The sequence below is a fragment of the Enterobacter sp. A103 genome, from assembly GCF_034427535.1.
Classification (GTDB): Bacteria; Pseudomonadota; Gammaproteobacteria; order Enterobacterales; family Enterobacteriaceae; genus Enterobacter; species Enterobacter asburiae_B.
On sequence record NZ_JAXQPQ010000001.1, the window covers coordinates 927,026 to 944,163 of the forward strand.

At 57.1% G+C, this 17,138-nt stretch carries 18 protein-coding genes; 8 read left to right on the forward strand and 10 right to left on the reverse strand.

The annotated features are described in order from the left end of the window. Positions 1–38: 38 nt before the first annotated feature. Together znuC and znuB are read left to right on the forward strand one after the other, a co-directional pair. The gene (znuC, locus tag SPH27_RS04455) at positions 39–794 is read left to right on the forward strand and encodes a zinc ABC transporter ATP-binding protein ZnuC (protein ID WP_023312233.1); all 756 of its coding nucleotides are present in this window, start codon (positions 39–41) and stop codon (positions 792–794) included. Further along, a complete protein-coding gene (znuB, locus tag SPH27_RS04460) occupies positions 791–1,576 on the forward strand; it encodes a zinc ABC transporter permease subunit ZnuB (RefSeq protein WP_048979928.1) in 786 nt (261 codons plus the stop codon). Before znuC ends, znuB begins: the two co-directional genes overlap by 4 nt. 58 nt (positions 1,577–1,634) lie before the next feature. Here the strand turns inward: znuB and ruvB are convergent, their stop codons facing one another. From ruvB to aspS, 6 genes are all read right to left on the reverse strand, one after another. Beyond that, positions 1,635–2,645 carry a Holliday junction branch migration DNA helicase RuvB gene (gene ruvB / locus SPH27_RS04465; protein ID WP_023312235.1) on the reverse strand — a complete coding sequence of 337 codons (1,011 nt, stop codon included), beginning with the start codon at positions 2,643–2,645 and terminating at the stop codon, positions 1,635–1,637. Between the two features lie 8 nt (positions 2,646–2,653). Further along, positions 2,654–3,268 (reverse strand): Holliday junction branch migration protein RuvA, encoded by a 615-nt coding sequence (ruvA, locus tag SPH27_RS04470; protein WP_023312236.1) that lies wholly within the window; start codon positions 3,266–3,268, stop codon positions 2,654–2,656. A gap of 80 nt (positions 3,269–3,348) precedes the next feature. Next, entirely contained in the window at positions 3,349–3,870 is a 522-nt protein-coding gene (gene ruvC / locus SPH27_RS04475) for a crossover junction endodeoxyribonuclease RuvC (RefSeq protein WP_003859749.1), read from the reverse strand. Between the two features lie 34 nt (positions 3,871–3,904). Next, entirely contained in the window at positions 3,905–4,645 is a 741-nt protein-coding gene (locus SPH27_RS04480) for a YebC/PmpR family DNA-binding transcriptional regulator (protein WP_008500447.1), read from the reverse strand. Between the two features lie 27 nt (positions 4,646–4,672). Beyond that, positions 4,673–5,116 (reverse strand): dihydroneopterin triphosphate diphosphatase, encoded by a 444-nt coding sequence (gene nudB / locus SPH27_RS04485; protein WP_033145850.1) that lies wholly within the window; start codon positions 5,114–5,116, stop codon positions 4,673–4,675. A gap of 1 nt (position 5,117) precedes the next feature. After that, positions 5,118–6,890, reverse strand: coding sequence for an aspartate--tRNA ligase (aspS, locus tag SPH27_RS04490; RefSeq protein ID WP_023312238.1), 1,773 nt, complete (start codon positions 6,888–6,890; stop codon positions 5,118–5,120). 263 nt (positions 6,891–7,153) lie between these two features. Between aspS and SPH27_RS04495 the strand changes: the two genes are divergently transcribed. The 5 genes from SPH27_RS04495 to cmoB are packed head-to-tail and all read left to right on the forward strand — an operon-like array spanning position 7,154 to position 10,734. Then, positions 7,154–7,720: a hydrolase gene (locus tag SPH27_RS04495; RefSeq protein ID WP_045887971.1), complete on the forward strand. Its 567-nt coding sequence runs from the start codon at positions 7,154–7,156 to the stop codon at positions 7,718–7,720. Then, complete coding sequence (locus SPH27_RS04500) at positions 7,717–8,535, forward strand: DUF72 domain-containing protein (protein ID WP_182072472.1); 819 nt, start codon at positions 7,717–7,719, stop codon at positions 8,533–8,535. The genes SPH27_RS04495 and SPH27_RS04500 overlap by 4 nt, the downstream gene beginning before the upstream one ends. Before the next feature lie 51 nt (positions 8,536–8,586). Beyond that, complete coding sequence (locus SPH27_RS04505) at positions 8,587–8,982, forward strand: MAPEG family protein (protein WP_182072474.1); 396 nt, start codon at positions 8,587–8,589, stop codon at positions 8,980–8,982. 40 nt (positions 8,983–9,022) lie between these two features. Continuing rightward, positions 9,023–9,766, forward strand: a complete 744-nt coding sequence (cmoA, locus tag SPH27_RS04510; protein ID WP_182072476.1) for a carboxy-S-adenosyl-L-methionine synthase CmoA — start codon at positions 9,023–9,025, stop codon at positions 9,764–9,766. Continuing rightward, positions 9,763–10,734 (forward strand): tRNA 5-methoxyuridine(34)/uridine 5-oxyacetic acid(34) synthase CmoB, encoded by a 972-nt coding sequence (cmoB, locus tag SPH27_RS04515; protein WP_039263658.1) that lies wholly within the window; start codon positions 9,763–9,765, stop codon positions 10,732–10,734. The genes cmoA and cmoB overlap by 4 nt, the downstream gene beginning before the upstream one ends. Positions 10,735–10,922: 188 nt before the next feature. On the opposite strand, the gene cutC is transcribed toward cmoB, so the two are convergent. Both cutC and SPH27_RS04525 read right to left on the reverse strand, forming a co-directional pair. Then, entirely contained in the window at positions 10,923–11,666 is a 744-nt protein-coding gene (gene cutC, locus SPH27_RS04520) for a copper homeostasis protein CutC (RefSeq protein ID WP_182073034.1), read from the reverse strand. A gap of 78 nt (positions 11,667–11,744) precedes the next feature. Further along, complete coding sequence (locus SPH27_RS04525; protein ID WP_182073033.1) at positions 11,745–12,305, reverse strand: VOC family protein; 561 nt, start codon at positions 12,303–12,305, stop codon at positions 11,745–11,747. Positions 12,306–12,544: 239 nt separating this feature from the next. Between SPH27_RS04525 and argS the strand changes: the two genes are divergently transcribed. After that, entirely contained in the window at positions 12,545–14,278 is a 1,734-nt protein-coding gene (gene argS / locus SPH27_RS04530; protein WP_033145858.1) for an arginine--tRNA ligase, read from the forward strand. Positions 14,279–14,313: 35 nt separating this feature from the next. Here argS and SPH27_RS04535 read toward each other — a convergent pair whose 3' ends face one another. Together SPH27_RS04535 and SPH27_RS04540 are read right to left on the reverse strand one after the other, a co-directional pair. Continuing rightward, positions 14,314–15,453 (reverse strand): glycoside hydrolase family 88/105 protein, encoded by a 1,140-nt coding sequence (locus tag SPH27_RS04535; protein ID WP_182073035.1) that lies wholly within the window; start codon positions 15,451–15,453, stop codon positions 14,314–14,316. Between the two features lie 4 nt (positions 15,454–15,457). Then, entirely contained in the window at positions 15,458–17,041 is a 1,584-nt protein-coding gene (locus tag SPH27_RS04540; protein ID WP_182073032.1) for an MFS transporter, read from the reverse strand. Between the last annotated feature and the right edge of the window lie 97 nt (positions 17,042–17,138).

Sequence of the window (17,138 nt, forward strand, 5' to 3'; positions counted from 1 at the left end):
ATTATAACATTCGTTGACTTCTTCAAGCTTAAAATGACATGACGACATTGGTTTCTCTTGAAAATATTTCGGTCTCATTCGGGCAGCGCCGCGTCCTCTCTGACGTGTCGCTCGATCTGAAGCCCGGCAAAATTCTGACGCTGCTCGGCCCCAATGGCGCAGGCAAATCCACCCTGGTGCGCGTGGTGCTGGGTCTGGTCGCACCCGATGAAGGCGTGATTAAGCGCGAGGAAAAATTGCGTATTGGCTATGTGCCGCAAAAACTTCATCTCGACGCCACGCTGCCGCTAACGGTCAGCCGTTTCCTGCGCCTGCGCCCCGGCACTCGTAAAGCCGATATTCTCCCGGCGCTAAAACGCGTGCAGGCGGGCCATCTTGTCGATGCGCCGCTGCAAAAACTGTCCGGCGGTGAAACTCAGCGTGTTTTACTTGCCCGCGCGCTGCTGAGCAGCCCGCAGCTGCTGGTACTGGATGAACCAACTCAGGGTGTGGATGTGAATGGTCAGGTTGCGCTTTATGATTTGATCGACCAGCTCCGTCGGGAGCTTGATTGCGCCGTGCTGATGGTGTCTCACGACCTGCATCTGGTGATGGCAAAAACCGACGAAGTGCTGTGCCTCAACCACCATATCTGCTGCTCCGGTACGCCTGAAGTGGTGTCAATGCACCCGGAGTTTATCTCCATGTTCGGCCCACGCGGCGCTGAACAGCTGGGTATTTACCGTCATCATCATAATCATCGCCATGATTTACAGGGACGAATCGTACTGCGTCGGGGAAATGGACACTCATGATTGAACTGTTACTGCCCGGCTGGCTGGCCGGGATTATGCTTGCCTGCGCCGCGGGCCCGCTCGGCTCGTTTGTTGTCTGGCGCAGAATGTCCTATTTTGGCGATACCCTGGCGCATGCGTCTCTGCTGGGCGTTGCCTTTGGTCTGCTGCTGGATGTGAACCCCTTCTACGCGGTGATTGTGGTCACGCTGCTGCTGGCCGCCGGTCTGGTCTGGCTGGAAAAACGCCCTCACCTCGCCATTGATACGCTGCTTGGCATTATGGCGCACAGTGCCCTGTCTCTGGGCCTGGTGGTTGTCAGCCTGATGTCGAACATCCGCGTGGATCTGATGGCCTACCTCTTCGGCGACCTGCTGGCCGTGACGCCGGAAGATCTCATCGCTATCGCCGTTGGCGTGGTGGTGGTGCTCGCTATTCTGCTCTGGCAGTGGCGGAATTTACTGGCCATGACCGTCAGTCCGGATCTGGCATTTGTCGACGGCGTGAAGCTGCAGCGCGTGAAGCTGCTGCTGATGCTGGTGACAGCGTTAACGATTGGTGTCGCAATGAAGTTTGTCGGCGCGCTGATTATTACGTCGCTGCTGATCATCCCGGCCGCCACGGCGCGTCGTTTTGCCCGTACGCCGGAGCAGATGGCCGGCGTAGCCGTGATTATCGGAATGATTGCGGTAACGGGTGGGTTAACGTTCTCGGCGTTCTATGACACGCCTGCGGGGCCGTCAGTGGTGCTAAGTGCGGCGGTGATGTTTATCTTCAGTATGATGAAAAAGACCGCGAATTAACATGGAGGGCGCTGAAGCCCTCACCTGGCCCTCTCCCTCGGGGAGAGGGAACAAAACATTACGGCATTGCCGGTGGCGTAATGCCGAAATGATTCCACGCCCGCACCGTTGCCATACGTCCACGCGGGGTGCGTTGCAGGAAGCCCTGCTGGATCAGATACGGCTCCAGCACATCTTCAATTGTCTCACGCTCTTCACCGATTGCCGCCGCCAGGTTATCCAGCCCGACAGGGCCGCCAAAGAACTTGTCCAGCACCGCCAGCAGCAGTTTACGGTCCATATAGTCAAAGCCTTCGGCATCGACGTTCAGCATATCCAGCGCCTGGGCAGCGATCTCCGCGGAAATCGAGCCATCGTGCTTCACCTCGGCAAAGTCACGCACCCGGCGTAGCAGGCGGTTGGCGATACGCGGCGTACCGCGGGAACGTTTCGCCACTTCAAACGCGCCCTCTTCGCTCATTTCGAGCCCCATATAGCGGGCGCTACGGCCAACGATGTGCTGGAGATCCGCCACCTGGTAAAACTCGAGACGCTGCACGATGCCGAAACGATCGCGCAGCGGAGAGGTCAACGACCCGGCGCGGGTGGTGGCGCCAATCAGGGTAAACGGCGGCAGATCGATTTTGATGGAGCGCGCGGCCGGGCCTTCACCGATCATGATATCCAGCTGGTAATCTTCCATCGCCGGATAGAGCACTTCCTCCACCACCGGCGACAGGCGGTGGATCTCATCGATAAACAGCACGTCATGCGGTTCGAGGTTGGTTAGCATCGCCGCGAGATCGCCCGCCTTCTCCAGCACAGGGCCGGAGGTGGTGCGCAGGTTGACGCCCATTTCATTGGCGACGATATTCGCCAGCGTGGTTTTGCCTAAACCCGGAGGGCCAAAAATCAGCAGGTGATCGAGCGCATCGCCGCGCAGCTTTGCCGCCTGGATGAAAATCTCCATCTGGGAACGAACCTGCGGCTGGCCGATATACTCATCAAGCAGTTTTGGGCGGATCGCGCGATCCACCACGTCATCTGCCTGAATAGTGCCTGCCGACACCAGGCGGTCTGCTTCAATCATCCTTTACCTCACAATGCAGCGCGCAGCGCTTCACGAATCAGGGTTTCACTGCTGGCGTCCGGTTTGGCAATTTTGCTCACCATTCGGCTGGCCTCCTGAGGTTTATAGCCCAGCGCCACCAGCGCGGCAACCGCTTCCTGCTCGGCATCATCATCCGTTGCAGGGCCGCCAGGAGAGGTCAGTACCAAATCGGCAGCCGGAGTGAACAGATCGCCATGCAGACCTTTAAAGCGGTCTTTCATCTCGACAATCAGGCGCTCGGCGGTTTTCTTACCAATGCCCGGAAGCTTAATCAGCGCCGCAGGATCTTCGCGCTCAACGGCATTCACGAACTGTGGTGCCGACATGCCGGACAAAATCGCCAGCGCCAGCTTCGGACCGACGCCGTTGGTTTTAATCAGCTCGCGGAACAGGGTGCGTTCCTGCTTGTTATTGAATCCGTACAGCAGTTGGGCATCTTCACGCACCACAAACTGGGTAAAGACAATCGCCTCTTTGCCCGCGTCCGGCAGCTCGTAGAAGCAGGTCATAGGCATATGGACTTCATAGCCCACGCCACCTACTTCCAGCAGCACTAACGGGGGTTGTTTTTCAATGATGATGCCTCTGAGTCTGCCTATCACGTGACGCTCCTGCGTTCTGGGAGAAATTAACTGCCGACATAATAAAAAAAGGCTGGATGTTTATCCAGCCTGATTTCTGATTATCGTAACCTGCCTCGCGCCAGATTGAGCCGCGACTCGCTCATTTGCATCGCGTTCTGGCTGACGTGACAGTGGGTAATCGCAATCGCCAGCGCATCCGCGGCGTCGGCCTGCGGGTTCGCGGGAAGCTTCAGCAGGGTACGCACCATATGCTGCACCTGGCTTTTCTCCGCGCTCCCAATGCCCACCACCGTCTGCTTGACCTGACGCGCCGCATATTCGAATACCGGCAAATCCTGGTTCACGGCAGCGACGATGGCAACACCGCGCGCCTGACCGAGCTTTAGCGCCGAATCGGCGTTTTTCGCCATAAAGACCTGCTCGATGGCGAAATAGTCCGGCTGAAACTGGGTGATGATCTCCGACACGCCCGCATAAATGAGCTTCAGGCGCGAAGGAAGATCGTCCACTTTGGTGCGAATACAGCCGCTGCCCAGGTAGGTTAACTGGCGTCCCACCTGACGAATAACGCCATAACCGGTGACGCGTGAGCCTGGGTCAATCCCGAGAATAATCGACATCACGCGTCTCCCGTAAACGGTTTACAGGCTCTCATCAGAGAGTCGCTGCAACCTCATCAGAGATTTCACCGTTGTGGTACACTTCCTGCACGTCGTCGCAGTCTTCGAGCATGTCGATCAGACGCAGCAGTTTCGGTGCCGTTTCCGCATCCATGTCCGCTTTGGTGGACGGGATCATGGACACTTCAGCGTTGTCCGCTTTCAGGCCAGCCGCTTCCAGCGCGTCGCGCACGGCACCCATCTCTTCCCACGCGGTATAAACGTCGATAGCACCGTCATCGAAGGTCACCACGTCTTCCGCACCGGCTTCCAGCGCCGCTTCCATGATCGCATCTTCGTCGCCTTTCTCGAAGGAGATGACGCCTTTTTTGCTGAACAGGTAAGCAACGGAACCGTCAGTGCCCAGGTTGCCACCGGTTTTGGTGAACGCGTGGCGCACTTCCGCAACGGTACGGTTACGGTTGTCGGACAGACACTCAACCATCACCGCAGTACCGCCAGGGCCGTAACCTTCATAAATGATGGTTTCCATGTTCGCGTCTTCATCACCGCCCACGCCACGTGCGATTGCACGGTTCAGGGTGTCGCGCGTCATGTTGTTAGACAGCGCTTTATCTACCGCCGCGCGCAGACGCGGGTTAGATGCCGGGTCGCCGCCGCCCAGACGCGCTGCTGTCACCAGCTCGCGAATGATTTTGGTAAAGATCTTACCGCGCTTGGCATCCTGTGCCGCTTTGCGGTGTTTGGTGTTGGCCCACTTACTATGACCTGCCATAAAAAGTTCTCCAAAAATCGCGCCTTCTCAGGCTGCGTTAATTACAAATTCTTCAATCGCCTGCCGGTTGCTCCACGACTTGGTCAGTGCGGCGGCATCCGCCGCATTCACCCAGCGGTAGGTCAGGTGTTCGGTAAACACGATCTCCCGTTCATGGGGGAGCGCGAGACAGAACCACGACTCCGTATTGCGCTCGGTACCCGGCGCGTAGCGATGACGTAAATGGCTAAAAATTTCAAACTCCACCGTGCGCTGGCAGTCCTTCAGGGTCAGTTGCTCGCGGGCAACGTCAATGGTGACCTCTTCCTTTACTTCGCGCGCGGCGGCCTGCGACGCGGTTTCCCCCTCTTCCAGACTGCCGGTAACCGACTGCCAGAAATCAGGGTCATCGCGCCGCTGCAACATCAGCACCCGCTTCGTGTCTTCTGCATAAATGACCACCAGGACCGAAACGGGAAGCTTATATGCCATATCAGTTTTTCTCTTCCTTCTTCACCACTTCAATGCCCAGTTCGGCCAGAGAGGCCGGGTTGGCAAAGCTTGGCGCTTCGGTCATCAGACACGCTGCGGCAGTGGTTTTCGGGAAGGCAATAACATCACGAATGTTATCGGTGCCGGTCAGCAGCATGGTCAGTCGGTCAAGACCGAAGGCCAGGCCCGCGTGCGGCGGCGTACCGTATTTCAGGGCGTCCAGCAGGAAGCCAAACTTCTCGCGCTGCTCCTGCTCGTTGATGCCCAGAATGCCGAACACGGTCTGCTGCATTTCACCGCTGTGAATACGCACGGAACCGCCGCCCACTTCGTAGCCGTTGATGACCATGTCATAAGCGTTGGCGACCGCATCTTCCGGTGCCGCTTTCAGCTCTGCCGCCGTCATGTCTTTTGGCGAGGTGAACGGGTGGTGCATTGCGGTCAGGCCGCCTTCACCGTCGTCTTCAAACATTGGGAAGTCGATAACCCACAGCGGCGCCCATTTGTTTTCGTCGGTCAGGCTCAGGTCTTTGCCAAGCTTCAGACGCAACGCGCCCATCGCATCCGCCACGACTTTCTTGTTGTCTGCGCCGAAGAAGATCATGTCGCCGTCCTGCGCGCCGGTGCGCTCAAGGATCGCTTCCACGATGTCCGCGTTCAGGAATTTCGCTACCGGGCTGGTGATGCCTTCCAGACCTTTCGCACGCTCGGTCACTTTAATATAGGCCAGACCTTTTGCGCCGTAGATCTTGATGAAGTTGCCGTAGTCGTCGATCTGCTTGCGGCTCAGTGCCGCACCGCCCGGTACACGCAGCGCTGCTACGCGGCCTTTAGGATCGTTAGCCGGGCCAGCGAAGACGGCAAACTCAACGCCTTTCACCAGGTCTGCTACGTCCACCAGCTCCATAGGGTTACGCAGGTCGGGTTTGTCGGAGCCGTAACGACGCTCGGCTTCAGCGAAGGTCATAATAGGGAAATCGCCCAGCTCAACGCCTTTCACGTCGTTCCACAGGCTACGCACCAGAGCTTCCATCACTTCACGCACCTGCTCGGCAGTCATGAAGGAGGTTTCCACGTCGATCTGGGTAAATTCTGGCTGGCGGTCAGCGCGCAGGTCTTCGTCGCGGAAGCATTTCACGATCTGATAGTAGCGATCGAAGCCGGACATCATCAGCAGCTGTTTGAACAGCTGCGGAGACTGCGGCAGCGCGTAGAATTTGCCTTTATGAACGCGGGATGGGACCAGGTAATCGCGCGCGCCTTCCGGCGTGGCTTTGGTCAGCATCGGGGTTTCGATGTCGAGGAAACCGTGGTCATCCATAAAGCGACGCACCAGGCTGGTGATTTTCGCACGGGTTTTCAGGCGCTGAGCCATTTCCGGACGACGCAGATCCAGGTAGCGGTATTTCAGACGCGCTTCTTCAGTGTTGACGTGGTTGGAGTCCAGCGGCAGCGCTTCTGCACGGTTGATAATCACCAGATCGGACGCCAGCACTTCGATGGCGCCCGTCGCCATGTCGGCGTTGACGTTTTTCTCGTCACGCGCACGCACGGTGCCGGTGACCTGAATGCAGAACTCATTACGCAGCTCAGAGGCCAGCTTCAACGCATCTGCGCGATCAGGGTCGAAGAACACCTGGACGATACCTTCGCGGTCGCGCATATCGATGAAGATAAGGCTACCAAGATCACGACGACGATTGACCCAACCACACAGGGTTACCTGCTGTCCGACGTGGGACTGACGCAGCTGCCCGCAATATTCTGTACGCATGAGATATCCCTTAATTAGCCGCAGGCTAAATGTCGCCTGGTATGCAGGCTACTATGTCGCAGCTTTCTGTATGTCACAACTGGATGAAAAAAGGCGGCTATTATACTGGAAATTCCGCCGGACGATAAGAGCGAACCACGGCCTGGCGGTCGTTTGCTGCACTCTTATTGCGCATTCTCACAAAAATTAACAAAATTATCCGCCCAGGAACAGGCCATCACATCGTATGGTGTCTGGAAGTGATTCATTTAACGGGAGTAACGATGTTAACACTTGATGCCAGTAAAACCGCACTTGTCGTGATTGATTTACAGGAAGGCATTCTGCCCTTCGCCGGCGGCCCGCATACCGCGGATGATGTGGTCAGCCGCGCAGCTCGCCTGGCGGAAACATGTCGTGCCAGCGGTGCGCCTGTTGTCATGGTGCGCGTCGGCTGGTCCGCTGATTACGCTGAAGCATTAAAACAGCCCGTTGATGCCCAGGTTCCAGCACGCGCCCTGCCTGAAAACTGGTGGACGTACCCGGCCGCACTCGGCAAACGCGACAGCGACATCGAAGTGACCAAACGCCAGTGGGGGGCATTTTACGGTACCGATCTCGAGCTGCAGCTCCGCCGTCGCGGCATCGACACCATCATCCTGTGCGGCATTTCCACCAACATCGGCGTGGAGTCTACCGCCCGCAACGCGTGGGAGCTGGGCTTTAACCTGGTGATCGCCGAAGATGCCTGCAGCGCGGCCTCCGCGGAACAGCACCAGGGCAGCATGACCCATATCTTCCCGCGCATCGGCCGCGTGCGCAGCACGGATGAGATTGTCAGCGCGCTATGATGTACGTGGGCCTGCCCCAGTGGTCGCACCCGAAATGGGTGCGCCTTGGCATCACCAGCCTTGAGGAGTATGCCCGGCACTTCAACTGTGTCGAGGGTAACACCACCCTGTATGCGCTCCCTAAAGCCGAGATTGTTGCGCGCTGGCGGGAACAAACGACCGACGACTTCCGCTTCTGCTTTAAGTTTCCGGCCACCATTTCCCACCAGGCCGCGCTGCGCAACTGCGGGGATTTGACCGAAGAGTTTTTTACGCGCATGTCGCCGCTGGCGAACCGCATCGGTCAGTACTGGATCCAGCTGCCCGCCACGTTTGGCCCGCGCGATTTACCTGCGCTCTGGCAGTTCCTGGATGCCCTGCCCCGTGAATTCGCCTACGGCGTTGAAGTCAGGCATCCTGAATTTTTTGCTAAGGGCGAAGCAGAAAAAGCGCTCAATCGCGGCCTGCTTGAGCGTTCCGTTAACCGGGTGATCCTCGATAGCCGGCCGGTGCACAGCGCTGTCCCCCATAGCGAAGCCATCGTTGAAGCTCAGCGTAAAAAACCGAAAGTGCCGGTCCATGCCATCGTGACCGCGCATAACCCAATGGTCAGGTATATCGGCAGCGATAACATGCAGCAAAATCAGGCGATGTTCGCCGTCTGGCTGCAAACGTTAGCGAAGTGGGAACACACCACCACGCCGTATCTCTTTTTGCACACGCCGGATATCGCCCAGGCGCCCGAACTGGTCGATGCTCTGTGGCAGGCCTTGCAGGCTGCGGTGCCGTCCGTGGGCAGCGCCCCTTCCATCCCACAACAATCTTCTCTTTTCTGATATCACCCCCTATCATAGTGAAGTGCCATCTGCCAAAAACAGGGAGTTTGTATGGTCAGCGCGCTGTATGCGGTGTTAGGTGCATTACTGCTGATTAAGTTTTCATTTGATGTTATGCGCCTCAGAACGCTGTACCGCGTCTCTTACGGTGACGGCGGGTTTTCCGAGCTACAAAGCGCTATCCGCATTCACGGCAATGCGGTCGAATACATCCCCGCAGCCTTAATCCTGCTGCTTTTTATGGAGATGAATGGCGCAGAAACCTGGATGGTGCACATCTGTGGCCTGCTTCTTATTGCTGGCCGCCTGATGCACTATTACGGTTTTCACCACCGCTTAATCCGCTGGCGTCGTTCCGGCATGAGCGCGACCTGGTGTTCGCTTTTGCTGATGGTGCTGGCTAACCTGTGGTATATGCCGTGGGAGTTGGTTTTCTCCCTCCATTAGCGCACAATACGCCACTTTATTTTTCCCGGATTTTTACGTTATGTCAGATCGCGACACGCTTTTTTCCGCGCCTATCGCCAGCCTGGGCGACTGGACCTTCGATGAACGGGTAGCCGAAGTCTTCCCGGATATGATCCAGCGCTCTGTTCCCGGTTATTCCAATATTATCTCTATGATCGGCATGCTGGCTGAGCGCTTCGTTCAACCCGGCACGCAGGTCTATGACCTGGGCTGCTCGCTCGGCGCGGCAACGCTGTCGGTTCGTCGTAACGTTCACCACGAAGGCTGCCGAATCATTGCCGTCGATAACTCCCCGGCCATGGTTGAGCGCTGCCGTCGCCACATTGACGCGTATAAAGCCCCTGTTCCGGTCGACGTGGTGGAAGGCGATATCCGCGAGATTGAGATCCATAACGCGTCGATGGTGGTGCTGAATTTCACCCTGCAGTTCCTGGTGCCTGAAGACCGTCAGCTGCTGCTGGACAAAATTTATCAGGGGCTGAATCCCGGCGGCGCGCTGGTGCTCTCGGAGAAATTCAGCTTCGAAGATGCCGAGGTTGGCGAACTGCTGTTCAATATGCACCACGATTTCAAACGGGCGAACGGCTACAGCGAGCTGGAGATCAGCCAGAAGCGCAGCATGCTCGAAAACGTGATGCTGACGGATTCCGTAGAAACCCACAAAGCGCGTCTGAGCAAAGCCGGGTTTGAGCACAGCGAACTGTGGTTCCAGTGCTTTAACTTTGGCTCTCTGGTGGCGCTGAAAGCGGGAGAATCCGCATGATCGAATTCAGCAACTTCTATCAGCTGATTGCCAAAAACCAGCTTTCCCACTGGCTGGAAACCTTGCCCGCGCAGATTGCCGCCTGGCAGCGCGATCAGCAGCACGGCCTGTTAAAGCAGTGGTCAAACGCGGTGGAGTATCTGCCCGAACTGACCCCGCATCGTCTGGACCTTCTGCACAGCGTAACCGCCGAGAGCGAAGAGCCGCTCCCGGCCGGGCAGATCAACCGCATCGAAACGCTGATGCGTAACCTGATGCCGTGGCGCAAAGGGCCGTTTTCACTTTACGGCGTGAACATCAATACCGAATGGCGCTCGGACTGGAAATGGGATCGCGTGCTGCCCCACCTTTCCGACCTGACCGGACGTACCATTCTGGACGTAGGCTGCGGCAGCGGTTACCACATGTGGCGCATGATTGGTGCGGGGGCGCATCTGGCGGTAGGTATTGACCCGATGCAGCTGTTCCTGTGCCAGTTTGAAGCGGTGCGTAAGCTGCTGGGTAACGACCAGCGCGCGCACCTGCTGCCGCTGGGCATTGAACAACTCCCTGCCCTGAAAGCCTTTGATACCGTCTTCTCCATGGGCGTGCTGTACCACCGTCGTTCCCCGCTTGAACACCTGTGGCAGCTGAAGGATCAGCTGGTCAGCGGCGGCGAGCTGGTGCTGGAAACGCTGGTGATTGAAGGCGATGAACATGCCGTTCTGGTGCCGGGCGATCGCTACGCGCAGATGCGCAACGTTTACTTCATCCCTTCCGCGCTGGCGCTGAAGAACTGGCTGGAGAAGTGCGGGTTTGTGGATGTGCGGATTGCCGACGTCAGCGTGACCTCAATTGAGGAACAGCGCCGCACCGACTGGATGATCACCGAATCGCTGGAGCAGTTCCTCGACCCGGCCGACCACAGCAAAACCATCGAAGGCTATCCAGCCCCGATGCGTGCGGTGTTGATTGCGACCAAGCCGTAGTTTTCCCCTCACCCGGCCCTCTCCCCATAGGGGCGAGGGAGAAAAACCGCACCGAGCAGTCCCCTCTCCCCTATGGGGAGAGGGTTAGGGTGAGGGGATAAAAAAAGGCCCCTGTTGAAATTGCAGGGGCCTGGTACAAGCAAGCATCATATTGGGCGACATGATGCGCGGTAAAAATCGGTACGTTGCTACACGTGATGGCGCTCAATCAGCGACTTCATTTCCGCAACCGACTCTCCCTCTACGCCATAGCGTGAATACTCATCCGCTTCAGCATCCGTCGACATTGACAATCCTGTATTGCGATAACGCATGGGCGAAGGTATCCATTTACCCGCGGAGCTGTGCAGCTCTTCTACCCCGGCGTTTAAAAACCGTTCCAGATTGCTGGCGCGGACTCCCGCACCCGCCATTATTATTGGAACACCGGAATGTGCTTTTAGTTCCGTAATTAATTGCAGTCCTTTTTCAGCTGACGCCTGCTGACCCGATGTCAGGATGCGCGCCACGCCAAGTTCTCCAAGCGTTTCAAAGGCCTGAAGCGGATTTTTACACATATCAAATGCGCGATGAAAAGTGACGGCCAGCCCCTGCGCGGCGCTCATAATCTGACGCATGCGCGGTATATCGATATTGCCGTCTTCATTCAGCAGGCCGGTTACCAGCCCCGGAAACCCGAGGTCCCGAACGAGTGCGATATCATCAAGCATGGCACTGAACTCACCCGTCGTGTAACAAAAATCACCGCCGCGCGGACGAATAATCGGGTGAACGGGAATGGTGACGGCCTGACGGGCAGACTTCAACACGCCGTAAGACGGCGTCAGCCCGCCCTCTTTGGGTGCCGCACACAGTTCAATGCGGTCAGCCCCGTGCTTTTGCGCGGTCACGGCACACTCCACGCTGTAACAACAAATCTCCAGCAGCGCCATTTAATCCTCCTGAAATTCCACTAAACGAAACATCATGCCACGCCGTCCGTTTTCAGTCCCGGCGTGAACTCACATCTCTTACGCTTCGCTGGCAACGATCTGCTCAATGGTCCACGGATGAAACTTCACCGTGACCTGTCCGTCAGTGACGGCCAGCGTCGGGTTAGGTAACCGCTCGCGCTCGCCTTTGGGTGAACTTGTCTTCACAAAAATTCCCGGCTTGCTTAAGCCTTCGTCAGAAAGGAGGGACAGCGCGCGCGCGTTCAACGTTTCCGGCTCGCCCGGCAGGACAATTTCGATATGTTCCCAGCCTTCGTGCGGATAGCGCTTCTCTCCCGGCCACGGCAGTTCAACCACGGTGAACTGCCAGTGCGCCACGTTCACCGGTTCATACAGTTTGAACAGGCAAATGGGGCGACCATTGATGATGTTCTCGGAGAGCAACTCGCCGCAACGTTCGAACCCGCGACGCCAGCGCTCGGCGGTGGCGTTCTGATGACAGCGCAAAGAGATGTGATCGGCCTCAAGCGGCGCGATATCCAGACCAAGACGGGTGGCAAGTTCTGTGAACGCCTGGGTGAAGCGCGGTAAATCTGCGGAAATATCATGCAGTTCGTCAATGGATTGCCAGTTCGCCATAATTCACTCTCTTTTCGTGTCGCAAAGCCGCTAATTTACTCTGTTGCCCTGTTTTGACCAACCGCAGAATCCGGCTTTTTATGACTGCATGATTATGCATACCTTCACCGCCTGGATTCTGAGCAATCTTCAGGCCCCGCAATGCTGACGCCAGAAGGCATTTGCAGTATACTCCCGCCCTAAATTCTTTAACTGGCGCGGGCGGTTGTAAGCCCGCATCAAAAACGTAAGGTATCCAGGTGAATATTCAGGCTCTTCTCTCCGAAAAAGTCAGTCAGGCACTGATTGCCGCAGGCGCGCCTGCGGATTGCGAACCGCAGGTTCGTCAGTCAGCAAAAGTACAGTTTGGCGACTATCAGGCTAATGGCGTGATGGCAGTGGCTAAAAAACTGGGTATGCCGCCGCGACAGCTCGCTGAGCAGGTACTGACGCATCTGGATCTTTCCGGCATTGCCAGCAAAACCGAAATCGCCGGTCCGGGCTTTATCAACATCTTCCTTGAGCCTGCATTCCTGGCAAGCCACGTTGACGCGGCCCTGAAATCTGACCGTCTGGGCGTTTCCCAGCCGGAGGCGCAGACCGTCGTGATCGACTACTCTGCGCCGAACGTGGCGAAAGAGATGCACGTTGGCCACCTGCGCTCCACTATCATCGGTGACGCCGCGGTGCGCACGCTCGAGTTCCTCGGTCACAAGGTGATCCGCGCGAACCACGTGGGCGACTGGGGTACCCAGTTCGGCATGCTGATTGCTTACCTGGAAAAACAGCAGCAGGAAAACGCGGGTGAAATGGCGTTGGCGGACCTGGAAGGGTTCTACCGCGAAGCCAAAAAACACTACGACGAAGACGAAGCCTTTGCCGAGCGCGCGCGCAGCTACGTGGTTAAACTGCAGGGTGGCGACCAATACTTCCTCGAGATGTGGCGCAAGCTTGTCGACATCACCATGTCGCAGAACCAGCTGACCTATAACCGTCTGAACGTCACCCTGACCCGTGACGACGTGATGGGTGAAAGCCTCTATAACCCAATGCTGCCCGGCATTGTGGCTGACCTGAAAGCCAAAAACCTGGCGGTAGAGAGCGAAGGCGCAACGGTGGTGTTCCTTGATGAGTATAAAAACAAGGAAGGTGAACCGATGGGCGTGATCATCCAGAAAAAGGATGGCGGCTACCTCTACACCACCACAGACATCGCCTGCGCGAAATACCGTTACGAGACGCTGCATGCTGACCGCGTGCTGTACTACATCGACTCCCGTCAGCACCAGCACCTGATGCAGGCGTGGACCATCGTGCGTAAAGCCGGTTACGTGCCGGATTGCGTGCCGCTGGAACACCACATGTTCGGCATGATGCTGGGTAAAGACGGCAAGCCGTTCAAAACCCGTGCGGGCGGTACCGTGAAGCTGTCCGACCTGCTGGACGAAGCGCTGGAACGCGCTCGCCGTCTGGTGGCCGAAAAGAACCCGGACATGTCTGCCGATGAGCTGGAAAAACTGGCCAACGCCGTGGGTATCGGTGCGGTGAAATACGCGGATCTCTCCAAGAACCGTACCACCGACTATATCTTCGACTGGGATAACATGCTGGCGTTTGAAGGCAACACGGCGCCTTACATGCAGTATGCCTACACCCGCGTGCTCTCGGTGTTCCGTAAGGCGAACATTGATGAAAACGTACTGGCGAATGCGACAGTGACCATCACGGAAGATCGTGAAGCGCAGCTGGCAGCGCGCCTGCTGCAGTTTGAAGAGACGCTGACGGTTGTCGCGCGTGACGGCACGCCGCACGTGATGTGTGCTTACCTGTACGATCTGGCGGGTCTGTTCTCCGGCTTCTACGAACACTGCCCTATTCTGTCTGCGGAAAACGAATCGGTCCGCAACAGCCGCCTGAAGCTGGCGCAGCTCACGGCGAAGACCCTGAAGCTGGGTCTGGATACCCTGGGTATCGAAACCGTAGAACGCATGTAATACAAAAAACCCGGCAAGCGCCGGGTTTTTTCTTATCAGAAATACTTCCGCAAATATTCCGTTAAACAGAGAATCGCCATCGCCTGTCCGTACGGCATCGACGTCAGCGGGATCTGGCGATAAAACTCAAGATCGCTGCCCATGCCCGTGCCGAACGACGTTTGCAACAGCTCGCCTTCCGGCGAAATATTTTTGACGATACCGCGAATCGCTTTTTCTGCCACTTCGGCATACTCCGTGCCAACGTAGCGCTTGCGCACGGCTTTCAGAATGCCGTAGGCAAACCCTGCCGTGGCGGACGCCTCAAGATAAGAATGTGGATCGTCGAGCAGCGTATGCCATAGCCCGCTGTCGTCCTGATATTTCGCCAGCGCGGCAATCTGCGCATTCAGTACCTGCACAAGGTAGCGGCGCACGGCGCTGTTTTCCGGCAGATCCACAAGCTCAAGGAAGTCCGGGATCGCGATGGTGAGCCAGCTGTTGCCGCGCGCCCAGCGGGCACGGGCAAAGTTATGGTTGCCATCGTAGCTCCAGCCGTGGAACCACAGCCCGGTCTCCCGGTCCATCAGGTTCTGCACGTGCAGGAGGAACTGATACACCGCCTCTTCCACGTATTCCGGTTTGTTGAGCAGCTTGCCGATTTTCGCCAGCGGCAGCACCGTCATCATCAGCGTGTCATCCCACATCTGTTGATGGTTTTCTTCCGCCAGGGTGATGTGCTGCATTCCGCCGTGTTCCGTGCGCGGCATCTCGGCCATCGCCCATTCCGCCCAGCTTTCCAGCCACGGCCGCCAGGCCAGATTTTTGGTCTCTTCGTAGCGATAAGCCAGCGTCATGAACGGCGACATGGTATTCACGTTTTTGGTGGTCGCGCCTTGCGCAAAGCGGTCGGCAAACCAGCTGTCGATGATGTCTCGCATACCTTCGTCGCCGGTCTGGCAGTAATATTGCCAGATACCGTACAGGCCAACGCCGTGCGTCCACTCCCATCCGGCCCAGCCTTTAGTGTCGATCACGCGCCCGTCGTCCAGCCGCAGCAAAAACTCACCCGTTTTGTCGTGGATATTGACCAGGCTATGCGTCACCTTTTGAATCAGCGATTTCAGTTCGTCCCGGGCGATAAAGCGCTCGGGCTGACGTAATAACGGGCTATGTTTGACAGGCCAAACTTTCATCATCTTAACCTCTGTTGTATGTCGAATTCAGTACCGCGCGATCCTTCAGCGAGGGTGCCGCTGGCTTATTGCGATTCAGATAACCAATGTTGTTATTGCCCCAGAGTGACTCATAAGGCATACCGGCCAGCATCTCGACGGTGGCGCGGGCGAGTGGCGTCGCTGACTCAGGCATCGCATGACCACACTCACGCATTTTCGCGGTCTCCTCGCGCAGCGTGCTGTGGGTCTGCAAATTGAGCCTGAAGCGCAGGGAAACGAGGAAGCCGCAGAACAGCACCAGGATCGTGCCCACGCTCAGGATCGTCAAAATGGTGTGGCTCACTTCCGCAGGCTGCACTTTCTGGCCGCTGACAAAGCCGGACATCTGCATCACGATGCCCACCAGCATCACCGCACCGGCCTGTGACGCCTTACGGGTCAGGGTCATGATGCCCGCGAAGATCCCTTCGCGGCGCTGGCCGGTGATCGCTTCATCCACGTCAGCAATGTAGGTATAGGTGTTCCACGGCACGTAGTTGATACCGCCGCGACCGAGACCGGCAACCGCTGAGATCAGCAACAGCAGAGCGTAGACGTCGCTCAGGCCCGCGTAATAGAGCATGGCGTAAGAGAGAGACGCCAGACCAAACAGCACCACGACCATGCGGTAGGACGGTGCAGGCCCGAAACGGATGCACAGCGGGATCATGGCGATAACCGCAAAGAACTGGAAAATAGCCATCGTGCCCAGCAGATTGGACGCCATTGACGCTTCCTGCATCAGCACGAACACCACGTAGTAGGTGAATACCGCATTAAACACGTCCTGCGCGATATAGCCGCCAAGGTACATGCCCAGATGCTGACGGAAAATCTTGATGCGCAGCGTGGAGCTTAACTCAACGATCAGGCGGTTGAGGCTCTGCCCCAGCGTCAGCTTCTTCTTCTCTTCTTCAGCACGCAGCGCCGCTTCTGACCACTCTTCGCGCGGGCGTTCCCAGGTAAAGAACCAGACGAAGGTTAGCATCAGGGCGCAGAGCAAGGAGAAGACCAGGCTTGCGTAGAAGAAGGAGATGGCGTTTTCTTTCCCGAAGTGGGTTAACAGGATCCCCGGCAGGAAGGAGGCCAGAATGGCGGACATCTGCGCCATTGAGATACGCGCCCCGGAGAACTTGGTTTTCTGTTTAAAGTCATCGGTCATTTCCGGTACCAGCGTTTCGTACGGCACCAGAATCATGGTGTAGACAATATCAAATACCAGATAGGTCAGCAGGTAGTACCAGAAGCTCATGTCCCCAACCCACATCAGCGAGTAGCTGAACACGCACGGAATCCCCAGCAGGATAAAAAACTTACGACGGCCGAAGCGCTTACCGAGCCGGGTTGTCCCAAAGTTATCGGTTAAAAAGCCCATTAACGGGCTAACGACGGCATCCAGCACCCTTGCAGCGGCAAAGATAAACGTTGCTTCGATCGGTGAGAGCCCGCAGAAGGTGGTATAAAAATATAAAAGCCAGGCCGCCGTCAGGGCGGTGGTACCCGCCCCGAGGAAATCGCCTGACCCGTAAGCGAGATAATTTGCGAGCCCAATTTTACGTGTTCTCATTGCCGTCACCCCTAATCAGTTTTGGGAGACTCCCTGCAAGCAAGCATCTTCCGGGAGCTTTTAGACGGCTACAGTAAATGCATCGACCGGTTGATAC